The organism is Altericroceibacterium indicum (genome assembly GCF_009828105.1).
In the GTDB taxonomy this organism is placed as follows: Bacteria; Pseudomonadota; Alphaproteobacteria; order Sphingomonadales; family Sphingomonadaceae; genus Altericroceibacterium; species Altericroceibacterium indicum.
Genome location: NZ_WTYQ01000001.1, coordinates 499394 through 519242, shown reverse-complemented (window position 1 = coordinate 519242; position 19849 = coordinate 499394). Strand labels below are relative to the sequence as shown.

General features: G+C 55.2%; 16 protein-coding genes. 7 read left to right on the top strand and 9 right to left on the bottom strand.

From position 1 onward, the window contains the following. Window positions 1–37: 37 nt before the first annotated feature. The 3 genes from sdhA to sdhC are packed head-to-tail and all read right to left on the bottom strand — an operon-like array spanning window position 38 to window position 2633. Window positions 38–1858 carry a succinate dehydrogenase flavoprotein subunit gene (gene sdhA / locus GRI39_RS02610; RefSeq protein WP_160738119.1) on the bottom strand — a complete coding sequence of 607 codons (1821 nt, stop codon included), beginning with the start codon at window positions 1856–1858 and terminating at the stop codon, window positions 38–40. Further along, window positions 1858–2244: a succinate dehydrogenase, hydrophobic membrane anchor protein gene (sdhD, locus tag GRI39_RS02605; protein ID WP_160738118.1), complete on the bottom strand. Its 387-nt coding sequence runs from the start codon at window positions 2242–2244 to the stop codon at window positions 1858–1860. Before sdhD ends, sdhA begins: the two co-directional genes overlap by 1 nt. Window positions 2245–2255: 11 nt before the next feature. After that, the gene (sdhC, locus tag GRI39_RS02600) at window positions 2256–2633 is read right to left on the bottom strand and encodes a succinate dehydrogenase, cytochrome b556 subunit (protein ID WP_160738117.1); all 378 of its coding nucleotides are present in this window, start codon (window positions 2631–2633) and stop codon (window positions 2256–2258) included. Between the two features lie 131 nt (window positions 2634–2764). On the opposite strand from sdhC, the gene GRI39_RS02595 reads away from it, so the two are divergent. The 5 genes from GRI39_RS02595 to GRI39_RS02575 all read left to right on the top strand — a co-directional run bounded on the left by GRI39_RS02595 (window position 2765) and on the right by GRI39_RS02575 (window position 6605). Continuing rightward, window positions 2765–3481: an SDR family NAD(P)-dependent oxidoreductase gene (locus GRI39_RS02595; RefSeq protein ID WP_160738116.1), complete on the top strand. Its 717-nt coding sequence runs from the start codon at window positions 2765–2767 to the stop codon at window positions 3479–3481. Then, window positions 3471–4391, top strand: a complete 921-nt coding sequence (bla, locus tag GRI39_RS02590; RefSeq protein WP_160738115.1) for a subclass B3 metallo-beta-lactamase — start codon at window positions 3471–3473, stop codon at window positions 4389–4391. The genes GRI39_RS02595 and bla overlap by 11 nt, the downstream gene beginning before the upstream one ends. A 90-nt stretch (window positions 4392–4481) precedes the next feature. Further along, a complete protein-coding gene (locus GRI39_RS02585) occupies window positions 4482–5393 on the top strand; it encodes a 50S ribosomal protein L11 methyltransferase (protein ID WP_160738114.1) in 912 nt (303 codons plus the stop codon). Beyond that, window positions 5366–6070: a TIGR02117 family protein gene (locus GRI39_RS02580; protein WP_343033275.1), complete on the top strand. Its 705-nt coding sequence runs from the start codon at window positions 5366–5368 to the stop codon at window positions 6068–6070. Before GRI39_RS02585 ends, GRI39_RS02580 begins: the two co-directional genes overlap by 28 nt. 82 nt (window positions 6071–6152) lie before the next feature. After that, on the top strand, window positions 6153–6605 hold the full coding sequence (locus tag GRI39_RS02575; RefSeq protein ID WP_160738113.1) for a carboxymuconolactone decarboxylase family protein: 453 nt from the start codon (window positions 6153–6155) through the stop codon (window positions 6603–6605). 39 nt (window positions 6606–6644) lie between these two features. Here GRI39_RS02575 and ligA read toward each other — a convergent pair whose 3' ends face one another. From ligA to GRI39_RS02555, 4 genes are all read right to left on the bottom strand, one after another. Beyond that, window positions 6645–8828, bottom strand: coding sequence for an NAD-dependent DNA ligase LigA (gene ligA, locus GRI39_RS02570; protein WP_160738112.1), 2184 nt, complete (start codon window positions 8826–8828; stop codon window positions 6645–6647). A 93-nt stretch (window positions 8829–8921) separates the two neighbouring features. After that, on the bottom strand, window positions 8922–10586 hold the full coding sequence (gene recN / locus GRI39_RS02565; protein ID WP_160738111.1) for a DNA repair protein RecN: 1665 nt from the start codon (window positions 10584–10586) through the stop codon (window positions 8922–8924). Window positions 10587–10740: 154 nt separating this feature from the next. Then, a complete protein-coding gene (locus GRI39_RS02560; protein WP_160738110.1) occupies window positions 10741–11550 on the bottom strand; it encodes an outer membrane protein assembly factor BamD in 810 nt (269 codons plus the stop codon). Window positions 11551–11680: 130 nt separating this feature from the next. Further along, window positions 11681–12583: a CmcJ/NvfI family oxidoreductase gene (locus GRI39_RS02555; RefSeq protein WP_246204833.1), complete on the bottom strand. Its 903-nt coding sequence runs from the start codon at window positions 12581–12583 to the stop codon at window positions 11681–11683. Window positions 12584–12698: 115 nt separating this feature from the next. On the opposite strand from GRI39_RS02555, the gene GRI39_RS02550 reads away from it, so the two are divergent. Together GRI39_RS02550 and GRI39_RS02545 are read left to right on the top strand one after the other, a co-directional pair. Beyond that, complete coding sequence (locus GRI39_RS02550; protein WP_160738108.1) at window positions 12699–13301, top strand: TetR family transcriptional regulator; 603 nt, start codon at window positions 12699–12701, stop codon at window positions 13299–13301. Window positions 13302–13626: 325 nt separating this feature from the next. Then, window positions 13627–14709, top strand: a complete 1083-nt coding sequence (locus GRI39_RS02545) for a choice-of-anchor A family protein (protein WP_160738586.1) — start codon at window positions 13627–13629, stop codon at window positions 14707–14709. 91 nt (window positions 14710–14800) lie between these two features. Here GRI39_RS02545 and lepA read toward each other — a convergent pair whose 3' ends face one another. Beyond that, window positions 14801–16603 (bottom strand): translation elongation factor 4, encoded by a 1803-nt coding sequence (lepA, locus tag GRI39_RS02540; RefSeq protein ID WP_160738107.1) that lies wholly within the window; start codon window positions 16601–16603, stop codon window positions 14801–14803. A gap of 86 nt (window positions 16604–16689) precedes the next feature. Further along, window positions 16690–19449, bottom strand: a complete 2760-nt coding sequence (locus tag GRI39_RS02535) for a putative bifunctional diguanylate cyclase/phosphodiesterase (protein ID WP_246204883.1) — start codon at window positions 19447–19449, stop codon at window positions 16690–16692. Between the last annotated feature and the right edge of the window lie 400 nt (window positions 19450–19849).

Below are 19849 nucleotides of genomic sequence, written 5' to 3'. Positions count from 1 at the left end.
AGGCGGCCTTTTTTTTAATGAGCTTGAAAGCGGGCGCTTAGTAAACGCGCTTCTTGGGCTCGATATATTTTGCATCATCGGTGAGCGTATAATCATGCACCGGGCGATAGCCGATGGTGACCTTGCCGTCCTTGCCGCCCCAGCCTTCGAACCACACGGCGGTGTGCTTCATCCATTCGGCATCGTTGCGATCAGGGAAGTCTTCATGCGCGTGGGCGCCGCGGCTTTCCTTGCGGTTCTGCGCGGAATGCATCGTCACCTGCGCCTGAGCCATGAGATTGTCCAGCTCCAGCGTCTCCACCAGATCAGAGTTCCAGATCATCGACCGGTCAGAAACCTTGATGTCTTTCATCTTCTCATAAGTGGCGTGAAGCTGTTCCTTGCCTTCCACCATCAGTTCATCTGTGCGGAACACAGCAGCATGGGCCGACATGGTCCGCTGCATTTCAAGACGCAGTTCAGCCGTTGATGTGGAGCCATTGGCATTGCGGAAATGGTCAAGGCGGCTGAGCGCAAGATCGGCACTGTCTGCGGGCAGTTCGTCATGCGCCGTGCCTGGCTTGATCAATTCCTTCAGGCGGTGGCCGGTTGCACGGCCAAACACCACGAGATCGATCAGCGAGTTGGAGCCAAGGCGGTTTGCACCATGGACCGACACACAAGCCGCTTCACCCACGGCGAACAGGCCCGGAACGACATGTTCTGGATCTTCAGCCGTCGGATTGATGACTTCGCCGTGATAATTACAAGGGATACCGCCCATGTTGTAATGCACTGTTGGCACAACTGGCAGCGGTTGACGGGTCAGATCGACACCAGCGAAAATCTTGCCGCTTTCGGTGATACCCGGAAGGCGATCAGCCAGCACTTCTGGATCAATGTGATCAAGATGCAGGTAGATGTGGTCCTTATTCGGGCCAACACCGCGACCTTCACGAATTTCCAGAGCCATAGAGCGTGACACAACGTCACGGCTGGCAAGGTCCTTCGCGGAAGGAGCATAGCGTTCCATGAAGCGCTCACCCTCGGAGTTGGTGAGATAGCCACCTTCACCGCGCGCACCTTCAGTGATGAGCACGCCTGCACCGTAAATGCCTGTCGGGTGGAACTGGACAAATTCCATATCCTGCATCGCAAGGCCTGCACGCAGAACCATCCCGCCGCCATCACCTGTGCAGGTGTGAGCGGAGGTCGCAGTGAAATAGGCACGGCCATAACCGCCGGTTGCCAACACCACGGAATGCGCCCGGAAGCGATGGATCGAACCATCATCAAGGCACCATGCGATCACACCACGGCATTTGCCATCTTCCATGATGAGGTCGATGGCGAAATATTCGATGAAGAAGTCCGCGTCATATTTCAGGCTCTGCTGATAGAGCGCATGAAGCATGGCATGGCCGGTGCGGTCAGCCGCGGCGCAGGTGCGCTGCACGGGAGGGCCTTCACCCATATTCTGCATATGGCCGCCGAAGGGGCGCTGATAGATCGTGCCATCATCATTGCGGCTGAAGGGAACGCCAGCATGTTCGAGCTCATACACAGCTTGCGGCGCTTCGCGGACCATATATTCAATGGCATCCTGATCGCCCAGCCAGTCAGACCCCTTCACGGTGTCATACATGTGCCAGGACCAGTGATCAGGCGTGTTGTTGCCAAGCGAGGCAGCAATGCCGCCCTGTGCCGCAACAGTGTGCGAACGGGTTGGGAAGACCTTGGTGATGCAGGCTGTTTTCAGACCAGCTTCAGCCGAGCCCATCGTGGCGCGGAGGCCCGAACCACCAGCACCCACAACCACCACATCATAGGTATGGTCAATAATCTTGTAAGAAGACTCGGTTTTTGCGGAAGTTGCCATCAGGCGGCTCCTCCAAGAGCAAGGCGAATGATTGAGAACACACCGAAAGCCGCGCCGCCGAAGAGGGCGAGGTTAAGGGCGATGATTAAAGCGAAATAATTGCCAGCTTCATGCACATAATCTTCGATTACGACCTGAAGGCCGAGGCGAGCATGCCAGAAAACCGAAATGACCAGCAATGCCATGGCCGTGGCCGGGACCGGCCGGGCGATCCATTCCACCACAGAGGCATAAGACAGATCAGGCAAAAGCAGCAAAGACACAACAAAGAAGCCGAGCAGCAGAAGGTTGCCAACGGCCGTGAAGCGCTGGAGCAGCCAGTGATGCGGGCCCTGCTTGGCTGAGCCAAGGCCACGAACGCGGCCAATAGAGGTTCCATTACCCATAGTAGTGATCCTTAAAGCAGAATCGCTGCCCAGAAGGCAGCGGTCAGCACAAGCGCGATAACAAAGGTAGCGACAGAACCTGCACGGTTCGCCTTCAGCTCAAAGCCAGCCCCCAAATCAAGGACGAAGTGGCGTATACCGGAAACGCTATGATGGAAAAAAGACCAGCTAATCCCGATCAGAACGATGATACCAATCCACGATGTCGCCACCGCGCTGAAGGTTGCATAAGCGTCCGGCCCGCTGGCCAGAGCACCCAGCCACCAGAGCAGAACCGGCAGCGCCGCCAAAGACAATGCGCTCCCGGTAGCCCGGTGAAAGATCGAGGCCGCCATATGCGGGCCCCATTTATAGACTTGCAGATGCGGTGAGAGCGGACGGTTCGCCATGTTTCGCCTAACCCAGAATGTGACCGCGCGTGCCAGCCACGCGCCAGATAGATGGCTCTCCCTTAACGAAATCCAGCCCCGAAGCAAGCCAACGACTTGGCTGAAGGCCATGTTCCGCCTATCGAAACCCTATGGAACAACCAACGATACTCGTCACCGGGTCCAGCCGCGGAATAGGTAAAGCAACCGTGGAATTGCTGCAATTGCGAGGGGCACGGGTACTTCGCCACGCCTCAAAGCCTTATAGCAGCGACATAATTTCTGCCGATTTCAGTGAACCAAGCGCCGCACAAATTCTCTGGCAGGAAGCGCTTGCCCGCAGTGACGGCCGAATCGATGTATTGATCAATAATGCTGGTTATTTTGCTGCCAACCCTGTCGACTCGTCCGATATTGAATGGCTTGATGGCTGGGAAGAAACCTTGCGCATCAACCTGACCTCCGCTGCACAGCTCTGTCGCTTTGCAGTTCAGCATTGGCAGGAAAGAGGCGTTAGTGGCCGGATCGTTCATATTGCCAGCCGCGCAGGCCACCGGGGCGATTCGCCTGACCATTGGCATTATGCTGCAGCCAAGGGCGGAATGCTGGCCATGCATAAGACCATTGCACGCGCTTATGCAGCGGATGGAATTATGAGCTATGCGATTACGCCGGGCTTCACCGATACCGCAGTGAACGGTGATTTTCTGGAAAGCCGGGGCGGACCTGTTTTGCTCAAAGACATTCCTCTTGGCCGGGTGGCCACGCCACAGGAAATTGCCAAAATCGCGACCTTCTGCGCGCTCGACGCCCCTGAAAGCATGACCGGCGCAACGCTGGATGCCAATGGAGCGAGCTATGTCCGTTAAATCCTTGAAACGGCACTGCCTTGCCATTGCCGCACTCACTTTGGGCAGCCCTTTAGCTGCAAGCGCACAGGTTGAGCAGGCCGACCAACCTGGTTGGGATGCCGCCGGGCAAATGGCATGGGCAAAGCAATGCAAACAATGGGACGATTGGGACAAACCCGGCCCGCCATTCCAGATTTACGGCAACACTTACTACGTGGGCACATGCGGAATTTCAGCAATCCTCATCACTGGGGATAAGGGCCATGTGTTGATCGATGGCGGAACCAAGGAGGGGGCAAGCCTCATCGCAGCCAATATCGGAAAGCTTGGCTTCAAACTTTCCGACATAAAATTGCTGCTCATCAGCCATGAGCATTTCGACCATGTGGGTGGAATTGCCGAATTGCAGCGACAGACGGGCGCCAAGCTGATGGTCATGCCCGAAGCGAAAGCTGCCATGGAAAGCGGACACCCCTCTGAGGGCGATCCGCAAAAATCCGATGATGGTTCGTTTGAACCCGCTCATGTTGTTGGCACGCTGGAAAATGCGAAGCCTTTGCTGCTTGGCTCCATCGCGATCATGCCCCATGCAACACCCGGCCACACACCGGGGGCGACAAGCTGGCAATGGCGTTCCTGCGCAGGCGAAACATGCGCGGCAATGGTCTATGCAGACAGTCTCTCTCCCATATCAACGGGCTCCTATCGCTTCAGCGATCACCCTGAATATGTTGAGAGCTTTCGTGAAGGGTTGGCTCACCTCGCCCAGCTTGATTGCACCATCCTGCTCACGCCTCACCCATCTGCCAGCCAGATGTGGAAACGCTTTTCCTTTGGCACGCCATTCGGCGAACCATCCTGCCGCGCCTATGCGAGCGGAATTTCCGAGCGGCTGGACGCCAGATTAAACGAAGAAAAGCCCGGATAAGCGCGAAAAAATTGCAATAACTGTAGTTTCTGCGCATGTGAGCGCTTGCCGGAGAAAAATCTCAGGTCAGGTCGCGCAAATGGAGTTCACATGGCCACGAGTTGGAAAATCAGCCTCTTCGCGCCGAAAGAAACGGTGCAGGATGCACTTTTGGCGCATGAAGATGTTCTCGACTGGGATTTTGATATCGTTATTTCCGGGCGGGAAGTTGAAGAAGCCCGACCGAATGATTGGGTTCTCGAAGCATGGGTTCCGCGTAACCCCACCAAGGCTGACAAGGCCGCCGTTCAGGCCCTCTTCGCCGATGGTGCGCCTTCGTTAGAAGTTGAGAAACTCCCTGAAACCGATTGGGTCACGGAAAGCCAGAAGGGCGTCGATCCCATTCGTGCGGGCAGTTTCCATATCCACACGCCAGATCACCCGCCTTTGCATGAAACAGGCATCACCGATTTCGCCATTCCCGCAAGCCAGGCTTTTGGAACCGGCCAACACAAAACCACGGCAGGCTGCCTTGCCATGCTCACCGCCATGAAAAAGCGTGGCGTGGTGGCACGCAATATCGCTGATATTGGCACTGGCACCGGCTTGCTGGCTTTCGCCGCGCTGGACCTGTGGCCCAGTGCAAAAGCCACGGCGAGCGATATTGATGATGTTTGTGCGCAGGTCGTGATTGAAAACGCCGCCTTGAATGGCCTGAAATTGGGCGCTGGGCCGGGTGAAACGACTATGGTGATTGCCGATGGCATGGCCCACCCTTTGCTGCAATCACGCGGCCCTTATGATCTGCTGATTGCCAATATCCTGGCTGGCCCGCTGGTTGAACTTTCGAAGGATTTTGCTGACAGCGTGCCGCCGCGCGGCCATTTGCTGCTCGCCGGGCTGCTCACAACGCAGGAAGAAACGGTCCGCAAAGCCTATAGCCGCGTCGGCTTCCGTCTTGCTTCACGCCTTGTCAATGGAGACTGGTCGATCCTGTGGCTTCGCCGCCGATCTTTACGCTAAGCCGCTTTCTCAAGGCCTTGCGCGCCGTTCTCATCGGCGTGATCGCGGCTGTGCTACTGTTTTTGCTGGGCAGTTGGATCGGTTCCTCCATCCCGCGCAATGCTGATTGGGTGGAGCCGGATCACGGCATGGAAGTCATGGTGGAAACCAATGGCGTGCACACATCTCTGATCGTCCCACTGGTGAATGACATCAAGGATTGGCGCGGCGATTTCCCGGCTGAGGACATTGCCGATCCCTATGCCCCCTACACCCACCTCTCGATCAGTTGGGGCGAACATGAAGTGTTTCTCAACACACCCACATGGGCTGATCTGTCTCCACTCACCGTTCTGCGGATTATCGGTGTCGGCGGCAAAGGCGTGCTGCATGTGAGCCATTATGTGCGCCCCGCCCCATCAGACACAGTACGCCCCATCATGCTGACCCGTGCCCAATACGCCAGGCTCGTTACTGCTATAGAGCGCTCCGTCCCAAAACGCCCACGCATCCGCCACCACGGCTATTTTGCGCAGGATGTCTTCTATGACACGCAAGGCGAATATACCGCCCGCAACACCTGCAATCAGTGGACCAGCAATATGCTCGCCGCCGCGGGCGTCAAAACCGGATGGTGGACACCCTTTGCCGGCGGAGTGATGAAATGGATTGCGCGCCCTCCTGAAGGGCAAAGCTGACACAGGTTAAGCGGGCAAAATGTCATCTTGCACCCGCAACCTGCAGGCTTACGTTTTTCGTAATAGCCAAAGGAAAAGCCCAATGCAGCCGAGACTCAAATATCACCAAATATCGCCAGAAGGCATGAAGGCCATGGCTGGGGTTCACAATTATATTTCAAAATGCGGCCTGCCCCGCATTCTCATTGAGCTGGTCTATCTCCGCGTCAGCCAGATCAATGGATGCGCCTATTGCATCGACACGCATTGCAGCGCCCTGATCGAAGAGGGAATGCCACAAAACAAGATCAATCTGGTGTCTGTCTGGGATGAAATGGAAGGCCTGTTTTCATCGCGTGAACAGGCAGCACTCGAATGGGCCGAAATCGTCACCTATGCCGGTGACACGCATGTGCCCGATGAAGCCTATGACAATGTGAGGGAGGAATTTGATGACAAGGAAGTCGTCGATCTGACCATGGCAATCGGCCTGATGGGGGCCTATAACCGCATGGCGGTGAGCTTCCGTACGCCGCCAAAAAGCCTGACGGCATAACGGCACAGGCGCGAAGCCATTCCTGCCATCGCTTCGCGCCTACCCCGCCGCTTTGACGATTTCCGCCCAAGCCGCCTCATCAATCACTTCGATGCCCAATTCCTCAGCCTTCTTGAGCTTGGAACCTGCATTGGGTCCGGCGACCACAAGATCGGTCTTCGCACTGACAGACCCTGCTGCCTTGGCCCCTAGCGCCTCGGCCTGAGCCTTGGCTTCATCGCGGCTCATGGTTTCAAGCTTGCCAGTGAACACCACGGTTTTGCCCGCCACTTGGCTGTCCTTGGTTTCCACTACATACAGCGGAGGATCAAGTTCGGCCATCAGATCGTTCCAAACCGCCATATTATGCGGTTCATGGAAGAAATCAGCCAGGGCTTCACCTACTGCAAGGCCAATCCCGTCAGCCCGGACCTCCAGGATCTGCTTCACCTTGTCGGTCAACCGTTCACGGAACTTATTGTCAGACTCCCCTTCAGCGCGGGGGCTCTCTTCAAAGTAACGATGCAATTCGGCCGCTTTTTCCGGCAGCCTGTGGATATCTTCCAGTCCCTTCATCAGATCACGCGCAGTGACGACACCAACATGCCGGATTCCCAAGCCAAACAACAGTTTTGCCGCATCAGGTGAACGCTTGGCTTCCACAGAGGCCAACAGATTATCCACAGACTTTTCCTGCCAGCCTTCCAGCTCCAGGATATCCTTGCGACGTTTCCGTAGCCGGAAAATATCGGCCGGGCTTTCCAGCCAACCCAGTGCGAAGAATTGCGCGATAGTCTTTTCGCCCAGGCCTTCAATGTCGAGCGCACCCCGGCTGACGAAATGCTCCAGCCGCTCGGTTCGCTGTGCCGGACAGATGAGGCCCCCTGTGCAGCGCACATCCACTTCGCCTTCCTCCGCCACTGCCTCACTGCCACATTCTGGGCAATGATCGGGGAATTGGAAAGCTGGGCGACCATCATCCCGGCTCAAATTTTCAACCACTTGCGGGATAACATCGCCCGCCCGCTGGATCACCACCCGGTCCCCGGGGCGAACACCCAACCGGCCAATTTCATCGCGATTATGCAGCGTGACATTGGTGACCGTCACCCCGCCCACCAGCACTGGAGCCAGCCTGCCAACCGGGGTCAGTTTCCCCGTCCGCCCGACCTGAATGTCGATCGCTTCCAGCGTGGTCTGCGCTTTTTCTGCTGGGAATTTATGCGCCATTGCCCAGCGCGGAGCCTTGGCGACAAAGCCCAACCGCTGCTGATAATCAAGCCGGTTGACCTTATAGACCACCCCGTCAATGTCATAACCCAGCTCAGCCCGCCGTTCAGCGATGCCGCGATAATGCGCCAGCATCTCCTCTGTGGTGTCGCAAAGTTTGAGATCGGGCGAAATGGGCAGGCCCCATTGCGCCAGTCGCTGCATCACGCCCCATTGCGTATCACTGGGAATGCCGCCCTCGCTCACCGCGCCCCAACCATGTGCCCAAAACCGCAAGGATCGTTTGGCGGTAACGCTGGCATCCTTCTGCCGCAAAGATCCGGCAGCGGCATTGCGCGGATTGGCAAACTGTCGCGCGATAGCTGGGTCGAAAGCCTCACCCTTCAGCTCAGCCTTGGCTCGAGCCTCCTCGAGCAAATCTTCATTAAGCGCCGCAAAGGATTGTTTATCCATATAAACTTCACCCCGCACTTCGAACACATCGGGGAAGCTATCGCCGGACAATTCCTGCGGAATATCAGCAATATGCGCGACATTGGCAGTGACATTTTCACCCACCTGCCCATCCCCGCGCGTCGCGGCGAGCACCAGCCTGCCCTGCTCATAACGCAGCGAACAGGACAAGCCATCGATCTTGTCCTCTGCCGTAAAGCTTAAGGGCTCATCTGATGCGATGCGCAGGAAACGCCGCACCCGAGCCACAAAATCCGCCACCTCTTCGTCATTGAACGCATTGTCGAGGCTCATCATACGCACTTCATGCGTTACCTTGGACAATGGCGATGCGGTGATGTCATGGCCGACGACTTTGGATGGTGAATCCGGCCGAATGAGATGCGGAAAGGCCTCTTCAAGCTCAGCATTACGCCGGATCAGCGCGTCATATTCCTGATCCGTGATCTCAGGCGCGTCTTCGGCATGATAGAGACGGTTATGCTTGGCGATCTGGCGCGCAAGCCGCATCAATTCATTGGCGGCTTCGGCTTCGCTAAAAGGGTCAATATCCTGAGGCATCGGCTTCCTATGGCGCGAAATGAGCGACCATGCCAGAGGTCAGCCGCGTCCATTCACATGATCTTGCTGCGGCGGCAAAAATGCTGCGCAAATTCAGACTGCTTCCAGTAACCTGTCCGCCTGCGCACGCGCTTCTTCGGTAATTTCTGCGCCAGATAACATCCGCGCGATTTCTTCCTGACGGCCCGCATCGCTGAGTAGTGCGACACCCGTTCGGGTCACAGTACCCTCAGAGCTTTTGGCGATCATATAATGCATCTTGCCACGCGCTGCGACCTGCGGGCTATGCGTAACGGCCAGCAATTGCCCACTGCTGGCAAGGCGCGCCAACCTTTCACCAATGGCTGAAGCCACCGCGCCGCCAACACCTCGGTCGATTTCATCAAAGATCACCGTAGCCGCCCCGCCCTGCTCCGCCAGCGCCACTTTCAACGCGAGGATAAAGCGCGACAACTCACCACCACTGGCGATCTTGGCCAAAGGCGCAAAGTCAGCCCCCGGATTGGTGGCAATCATAAATTCCGCCGCATCCATCCCCAGCGGCCCCCAGCGGTCCTCTGGCAATGCCGTGACTGCAGTGCGGAAACGTGCGGCATCGAGCTTAAGAGGGGCCAGTTCAGCAGCAACAGCCTTATCCAGCCGCTCTGCCGCTTCAACACGTTGAGCGTGGAGCTTTTCAGCCAAGGTGCGGTAAAGCTCGCCCGCAGCTCGCGCCACCTGTTCAAGTTGAGAGATTTCTGCTTCGCTGCCTTCAATCGACGCAAGCGCTTTGCGCATTTCAGCAAGGCGCGCTGGTAAAAGATCAGGCTGACAACCATGTTTGCGGGCCAGCGCACGCATTTCAAACAGGCGCGTTTCGATCCGGTCCAGCTCGGTTGGCTCAAATTGCAAAGCCTGCGCCGCCGCTTCGAGCTTTTCTTCCGCTTCGCCTGCTTCAATCACGGCCCGATCAAGCGCGGCCAGGGCTTCGGCAAGCAAAGCATGTTCGGACGCGATCCGGTCCAGCCGCCGCGCAGAACTGCGCAAAATCGCCAGAGCCGAATCGGAACCGTCCCACAGATGGCGCAAATCTTCGAGATCACCGGCGAGCTTTTCACCCTTCTGCATATCAGCGCGGGCAAGCGCGAGTTCTTCCTCCTCACCCACTTGCGGATCTAACGCTTCCAGCTCTGCCAGATGCGCGCCGAGCAAATCTTCTTCAGCCTTGGCCTGTTCAATCGCCGCGCGCGCATCTGCCAGACGGTTTTCCGCCGCTCGCCATGCTTTCCATGCAGCTTCGATTTCGGCCAGATCAACCAGCGCATAGCGATCCAGCAAAGCGCGGTGCCCCTTGGCGTTAACCAGGCCCCGATCATCATGCTGACCGTGAAGCTCTACCAAAGCAGGCGCAATCTCGCGCAGCAGAGCAACACCCACAGGCTGGTCGTTGATGAACGCCTTGGAGCCGCCATCAGCCTTGACCCGGCGGCGAATAATCAGCGGTTCGCCCGCTTCCAGATCGATTTCAGCGTCGATAAGCGCCTTGTGAATCGCATCTGGCAAAGCGGAAAAATCAAAGCTGGCGGTAACGCTGGCCTGATCCTCTCCTGCCCGAACAAGCCCGCTATCCGCGCGATTACCAAGGATCAGCCCGACAGCATCGAGCAGAATTGACTTGCCCGCCCCGGTTTCCCCGGTGAGCACGCCCAATCCCGGCCCGAAAGACAATTCAAGCGCCTCGATGAGGACAATGTTGCGAATGGTCAGTGCGGTTAGCATCGATATTGGCAATTAGCCCAAGTGAAGCCCCGCGTCACCTGTTCTCAGCACTTTGCGCGATAAATGTTCTTGAAATGATCCGCACCGATACTCCATCACGAATCTTGACGTACAAACAAAAAAGCAGCCCGTAGGCTGCTTTGTCGTGTCAGGCTCAATTGGCCGCGACTTGTGGAGCCTTGCTTTCCATCAGCGAATAGGCTCGCTCATACCATTTGCTGCCAGGGTAATTAGCCCCCAGCACCGCAGCATATTTCTTCGCTTCACTCGGGATACCAAGAGCAAGATTGGTTTCCGTCAAACGGAACAATGCTTCAGGAGTATGGCTTGTCTGATCATATTTCTTGATCACGTTCTGGAAACGAATTTCCGCAGCCAACCAACGGCCGGAGCGTTCATAGAAGCGCCCGATCTCCATTTCCTTGCCCGCAAGGTGATCGTAAACCAGATCAGTCTTCAAGCGGGCATCTGCCGCATAAGGGCTGTCCGGGAAACGTCTTTCCACCTCTGTCAGGGCTGTGAGCGCCTGTTCGGTGATTTTCTGATCCCGCTCAACATCGCTGATCTGCTCATAATAGGACAAGGCAATCAGATAATAAGCGTAAGGCGCATCCTTATTGCCCGGATGAATCGACAGAAAACGCTGCGCTGACTGGATGGCTTTGTTGTAATCGCGCGCCACATAATAGCTGAAAGCGCTCATCAACTGCGCCCGCCGCGCCCATGGCGAATAGGGATGCTGTCGCTCGACTTCATCGAACAGAGCCGCTGCCATCTTGGCATTGCCCTGATCGAGGCGATCCTTGGCCGCAGTGTAGAGCGAATCTACATCGCGAGCGACATAGGCCATTTCCTCACGCTTCTGCCCCCCGCCACATGCTGCAGTGAGGAGTGTCGCCAGCGTGGCCGTAGCCAGCATCACGGGGCGAATGAGCGAACGATTTTTCGTGGTCGGCGATGACATGATAGAGCCTATAGCCAGCCTCTGGATGAACGCCAAGTGAAGTTGCGCAGCTCACCGCTTTTTGCCTCAAAATGCCTGAACTGCGCATTCGACCTAACCAAACCACCCCGTAAAAGACGGCAGAGTTCTATCATTCGAAAAATGCGATCGACCGCAGCTCGATACTTTCACGCGGCTTTGCATCGGCAAAACTGGAATCGACAAAGGCCGTATGTGGGCAACGCCAGGTGGTGTTCTGATCAGAATCATAGAATTTGAAGAACAGCACATCATCAACGTTCATATTCGAAAAATACCACCAGCGGTGATTCGGATCGTGTCGAAAGATGGTCGCGGCGATCATCTCACCCTCTCCGTCGACCGGAGCGGTCAGAGCATCGCCCTCAGGAAATTCATCTACGATAAACAAGGTGTTGGATGCTTCATTTCCAAGCGGTGCAGAAGCGCCGTCACAAACGGCCAAAGGTACATCCTGCGGGCCGGGGGAGAATGTCCGCCAGAAACTCGTCGCAATAAAGCGCTTGAAGCCCGGACCATCAGGGAAGTTTTCCTGATAGGTCTTTTCAGCCACCATACGGGCCGTGTGGGGATTGAAATCAATATGCGCTTCCCCGGCCGGCGGCTGAATACCGCCCGTATGCTGATAGTTTGCCTGCTTTTTCTTGATGTGTTCACTGAGGTCGAGTGACGTGCGGATCATCCACCCTCGTGCAACCACCTTGTCTGCGCCGGTGAGCCGCTTGATGGCTTCTTCCGTTTCGCGCTCGTATTTGGCGGACACTTCATCCTTATCGTGAAAATCACTGACCCCGGTAGGTGAAGAAGCCAGCATGAAGCCATGGTGATCCAATTCGAAATGATCGCGAATCGGCATCCCATCGCGAATAATCATCTCATAATCGGCATATTCGCCGGTGTTCATTTCTTCACCTTGGGAAACATAACGCCGTGTTACAAAGTCACCAGGGGCAAGATAGCGGATCATCGTGCGCGTCTGCCGCGCCGTTTCTTCAATCTCGGACGTCTTCGTCATGGCCATTTCAGCTTTCCTCTTGGTTTGCGCTTATAAACGCGCTTTGCACGCACAGAAATCTCCGATATGAGAAATTTATGCAAGTGATTAAATTTAGCAACAGCACGATGAAAACGTGAGCCACAAAACCAAGACCAAGCTTCTTGAAGCAGCAGAGCGGATTGTGATTGAGCAAGGCGTCCAATCGCTAACCATTCGCCGTATTGGCGATTTGGCAGGATTGAACTCGGCGCTCATCACCTATCATTTTGGCGGTGTTGCGGGCCTGCTTGAGAGGCTGTGCGAAGATAATATCGCTCCGATGCGCGAAGCATGGCGGAGCCTTGATGCCCCCCTGCCTTCTGGTGAAGGAGGGTTCGAGCTTCTGATCCGCCGCTGGCTGGCACCCCTGCTTTTTCCAGCAGCCTTCACCCCGACAGGACGTGCCTTGTCAGTCATTGATGAGATTGTATCACGCGAGAATGGCGTATTGAGCGAGAAACTGACACAGGAAATGACAAGCCTGGCCGCCAAAATCTATCAGCTTGCCCTGCCATATTGCCAGCATCTGGCACCTCACGAACTGATGGCACGCCTGCGTTTCATAGCCAGCGCATCACTTGGTCCGCCGCCACGGAGCCGATTGAGACGAGAAGGCGTTTTTGCCAATAGTGGCGAGGAAGCCGAAAATCAGCTTATCCGGTTCGCCCAGGCAGCACTATCCCCGGCATACCACTAGGCGATTCCTGCATCATGATTGCTCCAAAAAGCTCTTTTCTCTCAACAATATTGGTGCCGATTTCAGCAGCTGAATTTCTTGGTTAATGCACCCCGTCAAGAACTAGCCAAAAGTTAACTATCTTAACCACTGTTTTTCATGGGGTATGAAATATTGCGTGTACTACACACGAGAATTAAAGACCATTTGGTTCACCATTAATCGTTTCGAAATGAAACGTATTCAAACCGTATGTGCTATTTCAGAAGTTCGTCCGCTAGAACAGCATCACATTCAGTTTCACCGAAAGAGGTTGCCGTCCGTGTTCAAGTTTCGTCACACCGCCATGCCGCTTGCGGCACTCGCTCTGAGCCTAGCCGTAACGCCAGCCATGGCATCATCTTCCTCACTGATTTCCGGTGTGGATGTGCTGAAGACATGGAACCTGGTGGTGTTGGGCAACCTCAATTCCTCTTCCGAAGTGGAAGGACGCACCTTTGTCGGCGGCAATCTCACCGGCAATTCGTCAAATTATAACATCCGCCCGCTGCCAGCATCCCCTACTGATACGCCCGGCCTTACGGTGGTGGGCAATGTCACTGGCAACCATAAGAACCTGAACAATGGGTCCGGTGCGGTTGTTGGTGGTAATGTGAACAGTGGATTCAACCTCAATGGTGCTCCGCAAACTGTTCTCGTCGGCGGCAAGATCAGCAATACCAACGTCAACAGCAATACAGTGAAGTCAGATCTGGCGTCTTCAGACCCTGCTTTTATGCAGAACCTGACGCAGCAAAAGAGCCTGATCGAAACATCGATGGGAAATCTGTCCTATTCGATGAGCACTGAACCTGCCAACAGCACGCTTGGCATTAGCGGAAACCGCGGTACGTTCAATGCGAAGCCGAATGCTGACGGTGTGGCTGTGTTCAACATCAGCTCTGGTGACCTCGACAAGATTGGCGAAATTCAATTCAATTTGAACGGCGCGGATACTGTGGTGGTCAATGTTTCCGGCGCGAATATCAATCTCAATGATAATTTCCTCGGCGGCACCAACAATCTGGGGGAGCACGTCATCTGGAATTTCTACGAAGCAAAGACCCTTTCGCTCAGCACGGCTTGGGGCGGTTCTGTATTGGCTCCCGAAGCCACGGCAGCGACTTCGAACTATATTCAAGGTTCGGCTGTATTCGGCAACCTCCAGCAGAATGGTGAATTCCACATCGGTACTTACACCGGCGGATACATCCCACCAAGTGGCAGCAGCAGCAGCAGCTCAACATCCACATCGAGCAGCAGCTCTTCCTCCACCAGCAGTTCCTCTTCAGGCGGGGGCACACCCGTTCCAGAACCCGGCACACTAGTTCTCTTCGGCGCCGCACTCGCTGGCTTGTTCTTCTGGCAACGCCGCCGCAAATTTGCTTGACCAAATAAAACGGGGCCAATCGGCCCCGTTTTTTTAGCTCGTAACCTGACTGATAAGCAGCCAGCTAGACAGGTGAAATCTGTGTGGCAGCTTACTCGTCACCCATCCGTAAAGCGGCAATGAAGGCTTCTTGCGGAATAGACACATTGCCATATTCGCGCATCCGCTTCTTACCTTCTTTCTGCTTCTCCAGCAGTTTCTTCTTACGCGAAATATCGCCACCATAGCATTTCGCGGTCACATCCTTACGCATAGCGCTGATGGTTTCACGGGCAATAACCTTTGCGCCAATCGCAGCCTGAATGGGGATCTTGAACATGTGCCGGGGGATCAGATCCTTCAGCCGCTCACACAGCGCGCGGCCACGCGGATCGGCCTGACTGCGATGCACCACCATGCTCAAGGCATCGACTGGCTCGTTGTTCACCAAAATGTTCATCATCACCAGATCGCCTTCGCGCAGGCCAATCTGTTCATAATCGAAGCTGGCATAGCCGCGTGAAATGCTCTTCAACCGATCATAAAAGTCGAACACCACTTCATTGAGCGGCAATTCATAAACCACCTGAGCGCGCCCACCGACATAGGTGAGATCAAGCTGGATGCCCCGGCGATCCTGGCACAGCTTCAAAATACTGCCCAAGTGCTCGTCCGGCGTATAGATCGTGGCCTTGATCCACGGTTCTTCCATAGTATCGATCTTCACCGGATCGGGCATATCAGCAGGATTGTGCAATTCCTGCGTGCTGCCATCTGTCATCGTCAAGCGATAGACAACGGACGGAGCCGTGGTGATCAGATCGAGATCATATTCGCGCGTCAGGCGCTCCTGAATGATTTCTAGATGGAGCAGCCCCAGGAAACCGCAGCGGAAGCCGAAGCCGAGGGCCGCTGAATTTTCCATTTCGAAGGTAAAGCTGGCGTCGTTGAGGCGAAGCTTGCCGATCGATTCCCGAAGCTTCTCGAAATCCGCAGCATCAACCGGAAACAGCCCGCAGAAAACCACAGATTGCACTTCTTTATAGCCCGGCAGCGCTTCAGTCGCTCCGCCCTTGGCGAGCGTGATCGTGTCACCAACCTTGGCCTGCTCCACTTCCTTGATCTGTGCGGTGATAAAGCCAATCTCACCCGGTCCGAGTTCCGGTAATTGCTCGATTTTCGGGCGCATACAGCCAACCCGGTCCACCAGATGAACCGTGCCGCCTTGCATGAATTTGATTTGCTGGCCCTTCTTCATCACCCCATCCATCACGCGGACGAGAATGACCACACCCAGATAGGGATCATACCAGCTATCCACCAGCATAGCTTTCAAGGGCTTGTCGCGGTCACCCTGAGGTGGCGGAATGCGCTGCACAATGGCTTCGAGCACTTCTTCGATGCCAATGCCTGATTTGGCTGATGTCATCACCGCATCGCTTGCATCAAGCCCGATCACCTCTTCGATTTCGGCCTTCACCTTTTCAGGTTCAGCCGCAGGCAGATCGATCTTATTGATGACCGGCACGATCTCATGGTCATGTTCGATCGACTGATAGACATTGGCAAGCGTCTGCGCTTCCACGCCCTGCGCCGCATCGACCACCAGCAAAGCGCCTTCACAAGCAGCAAGGCTGCGCGACACTTCATAGGCGAAATCGACATGGCCCGGTGTATCCATGAGGTTCAGCTCATAGGTCTTGCCATCAGATGCGGTGTAATCGAGCCGCACGGTCTGTGCTTTGATCGTGATCCCGCGCTCACGCTCAATATCCATATTATCGAGCACCTGCTCCTTAAGCTCACGCTCGGTCATGCCCCCGGTCACTTGAATCAAGCGATCGGCAAGGGTGCTTTTCCCATGGTCAATATGGGCGATAATCGAAAAGTTACGGATCAGCGAAAGTTCGGTCATCCCGGCCCTCTAGCTTGCCCTGCCGCCGCTGTCAGCATAGCAAATGCACTCCACGGGAGGTTACGCACGATTTCCCGGTGTGTATTTCAGCCCGCAACCTGCATCGCAGGGGCCCCTCTGGGGACATTCACCGCTGCACCACTGATGATGGGCTTGCCGTCTGCACCGATATTGATGTGGGTGGCAAATTCCACGCCGATCATATCCTCCTGGCACCATCGTGACGTCACCTTCACGCCAACACCCTCGGAAAAATACAAAGTGAAGGTCGTTTGGGGCGGCACATTCCACAACCCCTCTATCAATGCCCCACTGCGAGAGAGATTACGCAATGTTGCATTATAACGCTGACCACCATTTTCGAGCACGACCCGGCAAACATTCCGGTGAGGCTTGGATTTGTGGGCATTGTCCCCCTGAACCACAGCGGTCAGTCCGGAGGCGAGACGCGCTGTCGCCGCCTCACGATCTAGCGCGGGTTCATAGATGAAGCCTTGCACATGGCTGCAGCCATGCATTCGGATGAGCTCAAGCTCCTCAAAGGTTTCCACCCCCTCTGCGGTCGTTTCCATATCGAGAGCCGCCCCAAGACTGGTGATCGCGGCAATGATCGCACCGTTGCGGCTCCCTTCTTGCGTGGCTTCACGCAGGAAGTTCCGATCAATTTTGATCCTGTCAAAAGGCGCGCGCTGAATATGGCCGAGCGAGGAATACCCTGTCCCAAAGTCATCCAGAACCAGCCGCACACCTAGGCGCTTGAGCGAAGCGAACATGGCGGTGGCGCCGCCATTATCATTCAGAAAGACGCTTTCGGTAATTTCCAGTTCAAGACGTGAGGGATCAATGCCAGTCTGGGCTAAGGTATTGGCAACAATAGCGGGAAGATGAGGGTTGGCGAATTGCAATTGGGAGATGTTAACCGCCACGCGAATATGTTCAGGCCATTTGGCAAGGTCGTGACATGCCGCTTTCAATGCCCAATCGCCAATCAATGAAATCAGGCCCTTATCTTCCGCCAATGGAACAAATGTATCCGGAGAAATCCAGCCACGCTCATGGTGCTTCCAGCGCAACAATGCCTCAAACCCGGTAATTTCTTCTGTCGCTACTGCTACGATCGGTTGATAATGCAATTGCAGATCGCCTGAGGTAATCGCCGCACGCAAATCCATCTCAAGCGCACGGCGCTCTTTGGCTTCCGTGTGGAGGTTGGGAGCGTAAAAGTAATAGTTACACCGCCCTGCCCCCTTGGCCGCATAAAGCGCCAGATCGGCATTGCGCACCAGACCTTCGCGGGCCACAGCATCGGTTGGTGAGGTTGCAATACCGATGGACGTACCAATGACCACGCGCTGCCCATCAATCATATAGGGTTGGCTGATCGATCGTATTATTTCCTTGGCCAGTGTCACCGCGCTTTCCTTAGGGACCTGGCCCGGAATGATAACCGCGAATTCATCGCCCCCGATACGGCCCACCTGCCCCACCCGGCCTGCGCCATTCTCAAGCCTTTGCGCAACCTGCTTCAAGAGTTCGTCGCCAGCGGGATGCCCCAGCGTATCATTCACCTGTTTGAACCGGTCGAGATCAAGCAGCATCAGGGTGCAGCATCGATCCGCTTCGATTGGCATCGCCAAAATCTTGTTGAGCGATTGAGATATCTGCAAACGATTGGCAAGGCCGGTAAGCGAATCGTAATGCGCCAGCCTTGCCGCCCATTGCTGATTGCGCTGTTTTTCGGTGAGGTCTGTTCCGGACCCTCTAAAACCGGTGAAATTATTATATTCATCAAAACTCGGCCGGCCACTTACCGACCACCAGCGTTCTTCCCCAAGGATCGCCGCGCGAACCGGAAGTTCCTGAAAGGATGAACGCGCCGCCAGATGGAACATCAAGGTCCGTTCCCCGGTGCGCGAATGATCGCCAAGATCAAAAATTTCAGTCAGCGGGCGGCCGATCAGATCATCAGCATCATAGCCAAGCATCTGCGAAACAGGCTCTGAAATATAGGTGAATTGGCCGCGCCGGTCAGTTTCCCAGAACCAGCCCTGTCCTGTGTCTTCGTAATCGGTCAGAATGTCCTGCGCGCGCTGACGCAAACGGTCTACTGCTGCGACCTGGTTTGCTTCCTGCCGGTCTATACGGATCTGGCGGCGCGCGACGATCAAAGTGGTCACCATGGCCAGAAACAAAGCGCAAAAGGCTGACCAGGTTGGAAATGCCATGATCACCGGCAACCAAAGGGATGCCGATACAACGAAGATAAGTGCCGGAAATCGCCTCAGACATATGGAGGCAGAGGTGCCGACGCATACAATGGCTGTGATCACCACTGGCCAGGTCAGCATGCCCCCTGTTACCCAAACCGTCATTCCCAAGCCGTAAAGCAAGTTGGGCAGAACGATTGTCAGGGCGATGGCTGAATATTTCGCGAACCACCGCCCATTGCCTTCCCCAATTGCAACAAATGCAAGTTGCATACCTGCGCCGGTGAGCAGAGCCAGGCCTAAAGGGATGAGTGCAGCCTTTGGCGGGAAAGACCCGGTCATCAACATCGCGACAAGGACTGTTGCTGACATAATACCGACAACAATAGGCCAGGTACGTGGCACCCAAGATCTTTTGAGAAGGCCCGTCATCGGACTGGAAGCCGATTGACGGCTCCGGTTACGGCGGCGGTCAATACCCGGAGAGGGGACGCCCTCATCCGGGGAATCTATGCTCTGCGTGTCTGCCATTTCGGCAGGAACGGCCTTAAGGCTTGCGGGGCGCATATCACGCCCCAATTCTATTGCGGGTGCAGCATCATCATGCTGATTTTTCTCATGTGCCGCGCTGAATGCCATATGGCTCAACTGGACCAGTATCTTTGAAAAAAGGTTAACTGATATTTGCTTAAAAGACTATGCAGATACCTGTCGCAAAAGGTCCCACGGTACACATCTTCAGCTCCAGCGCATTAACAATGCCAAATTACTGAATGAAGGCACAAAATTTAGTTTTTTCAACCGTTTTTTTGCGTAAAAGTTTTGCGCCTGAAACCTCAACCCAGTGCACTACGAAAGCTTAATTTCTGAGCAGAAAAACCCCGCTATTTTGATTAATTGGTATCATGCGTAAAGCCTCTATGCAGACCACTGCACAGAGGGACGTTGTAAAGGGGTAAATAGATACAAATGCGCAAACCGCATTGCGGTAAGACAAATATCCTGATTGCAAAGAATGGTTGAGTGAAATGTGGCGATG

Bases quoted from the DNA above. Each gene is read 5' to 3' on its own strand.
- sdhA (WP_160738119.1), bottom strand. From the start codon at position 1,858: ATGGCAACTTCCGCAAAAACCGAGTCTTCTTACAAGATTATTGACCAT.
- sdhD (WP_160738118.1), bottom strand. From the start codon at position 2,244: ATGGGTAATGGAACCTCTATTGGCCGCGTTCGTGGCCTTGGCTCAGCC.
- sdhC (WP_160738117.1), bottom strand. From the start codon at position 2,633: ATGGCGAACCGTCCGCTCTCACCGCATCTGCAAGTCTATAAATGGGGC.
- GRI39_RS02595 (WP_160738116.1), top strand. From the start codon at position 2,765: ATGGAACAACCAACGATACTCGTCACCGGGTCCAGCCGCGGAATAGGT.
- bla (WP_160738115.1), top strand. From the start codon at position 3,471: ATGTCCGTTAAATCCTTGAAACGGCACTGCCTTGCCATTGCCGCACTC.
- GRI39_RS02585 (WP_160738114.1), top strand. From the start codon at position 4,482: ATGGCCACGAGTTGGAAAATCAGCCTCTTCGCGCCGAAAGAAACGGTG.
- GRI39_RS02575 (WP_160738113.1), top strand. From the start codon at position 6,153: ATGCAGCCGAGACTCAAATATCACCAAATATCGCCAGAAGGCATGAAG.
- ligA (WP_160738112.1), bottom strand. From the start codon at position 8,828: ATGCCTCAGGATATTGACCCTTTTAGCGAAGCCGAAGCCGCCAATGAA.
- recN (WP_160738111.1), bottom strand. From the start codon at position 10,586: ATGCTAACCGCACTGACCATTCGCAACATTGTCCTCATCGAGGCGCTT.
- GRI39_RS02560 (WP_160738110.1), bottom strand. From the start codon at position 11,550: ATGTCATCGCCGACCACGAAAAATCGTTCGCTCATTCGCCCCGTGATG.
- GRI39_RS02555 (WP_246204833.1), bottom strand. From the start codon at position 12,583: ATGACGAAGACGTCCGAGATTGAAGAAACGGCGCGGCAGACGCGCACG.
- GRI39_RS02545 (WP_160738586.1), top strand. From the start codon at position 13,627: ATGCCGCTTGCGGCACTCGCTCTGAGCCTAGCCGTAACGCCAGCCATG.
- lepA (WP_160738107.1), bottom strand. From the start codon at position 16,603: ATGACCGAACTTTCGCTGATCCGTAACTTTTCGATTATCGCCCATATT.
- GRI39_RS02535 (WP_246204883.1), bottom strand. From the start codon at position 19,449: ATGGCATTCAGCGCGGCACATGAGAAAAATCAGCATGATGATGCTGCA.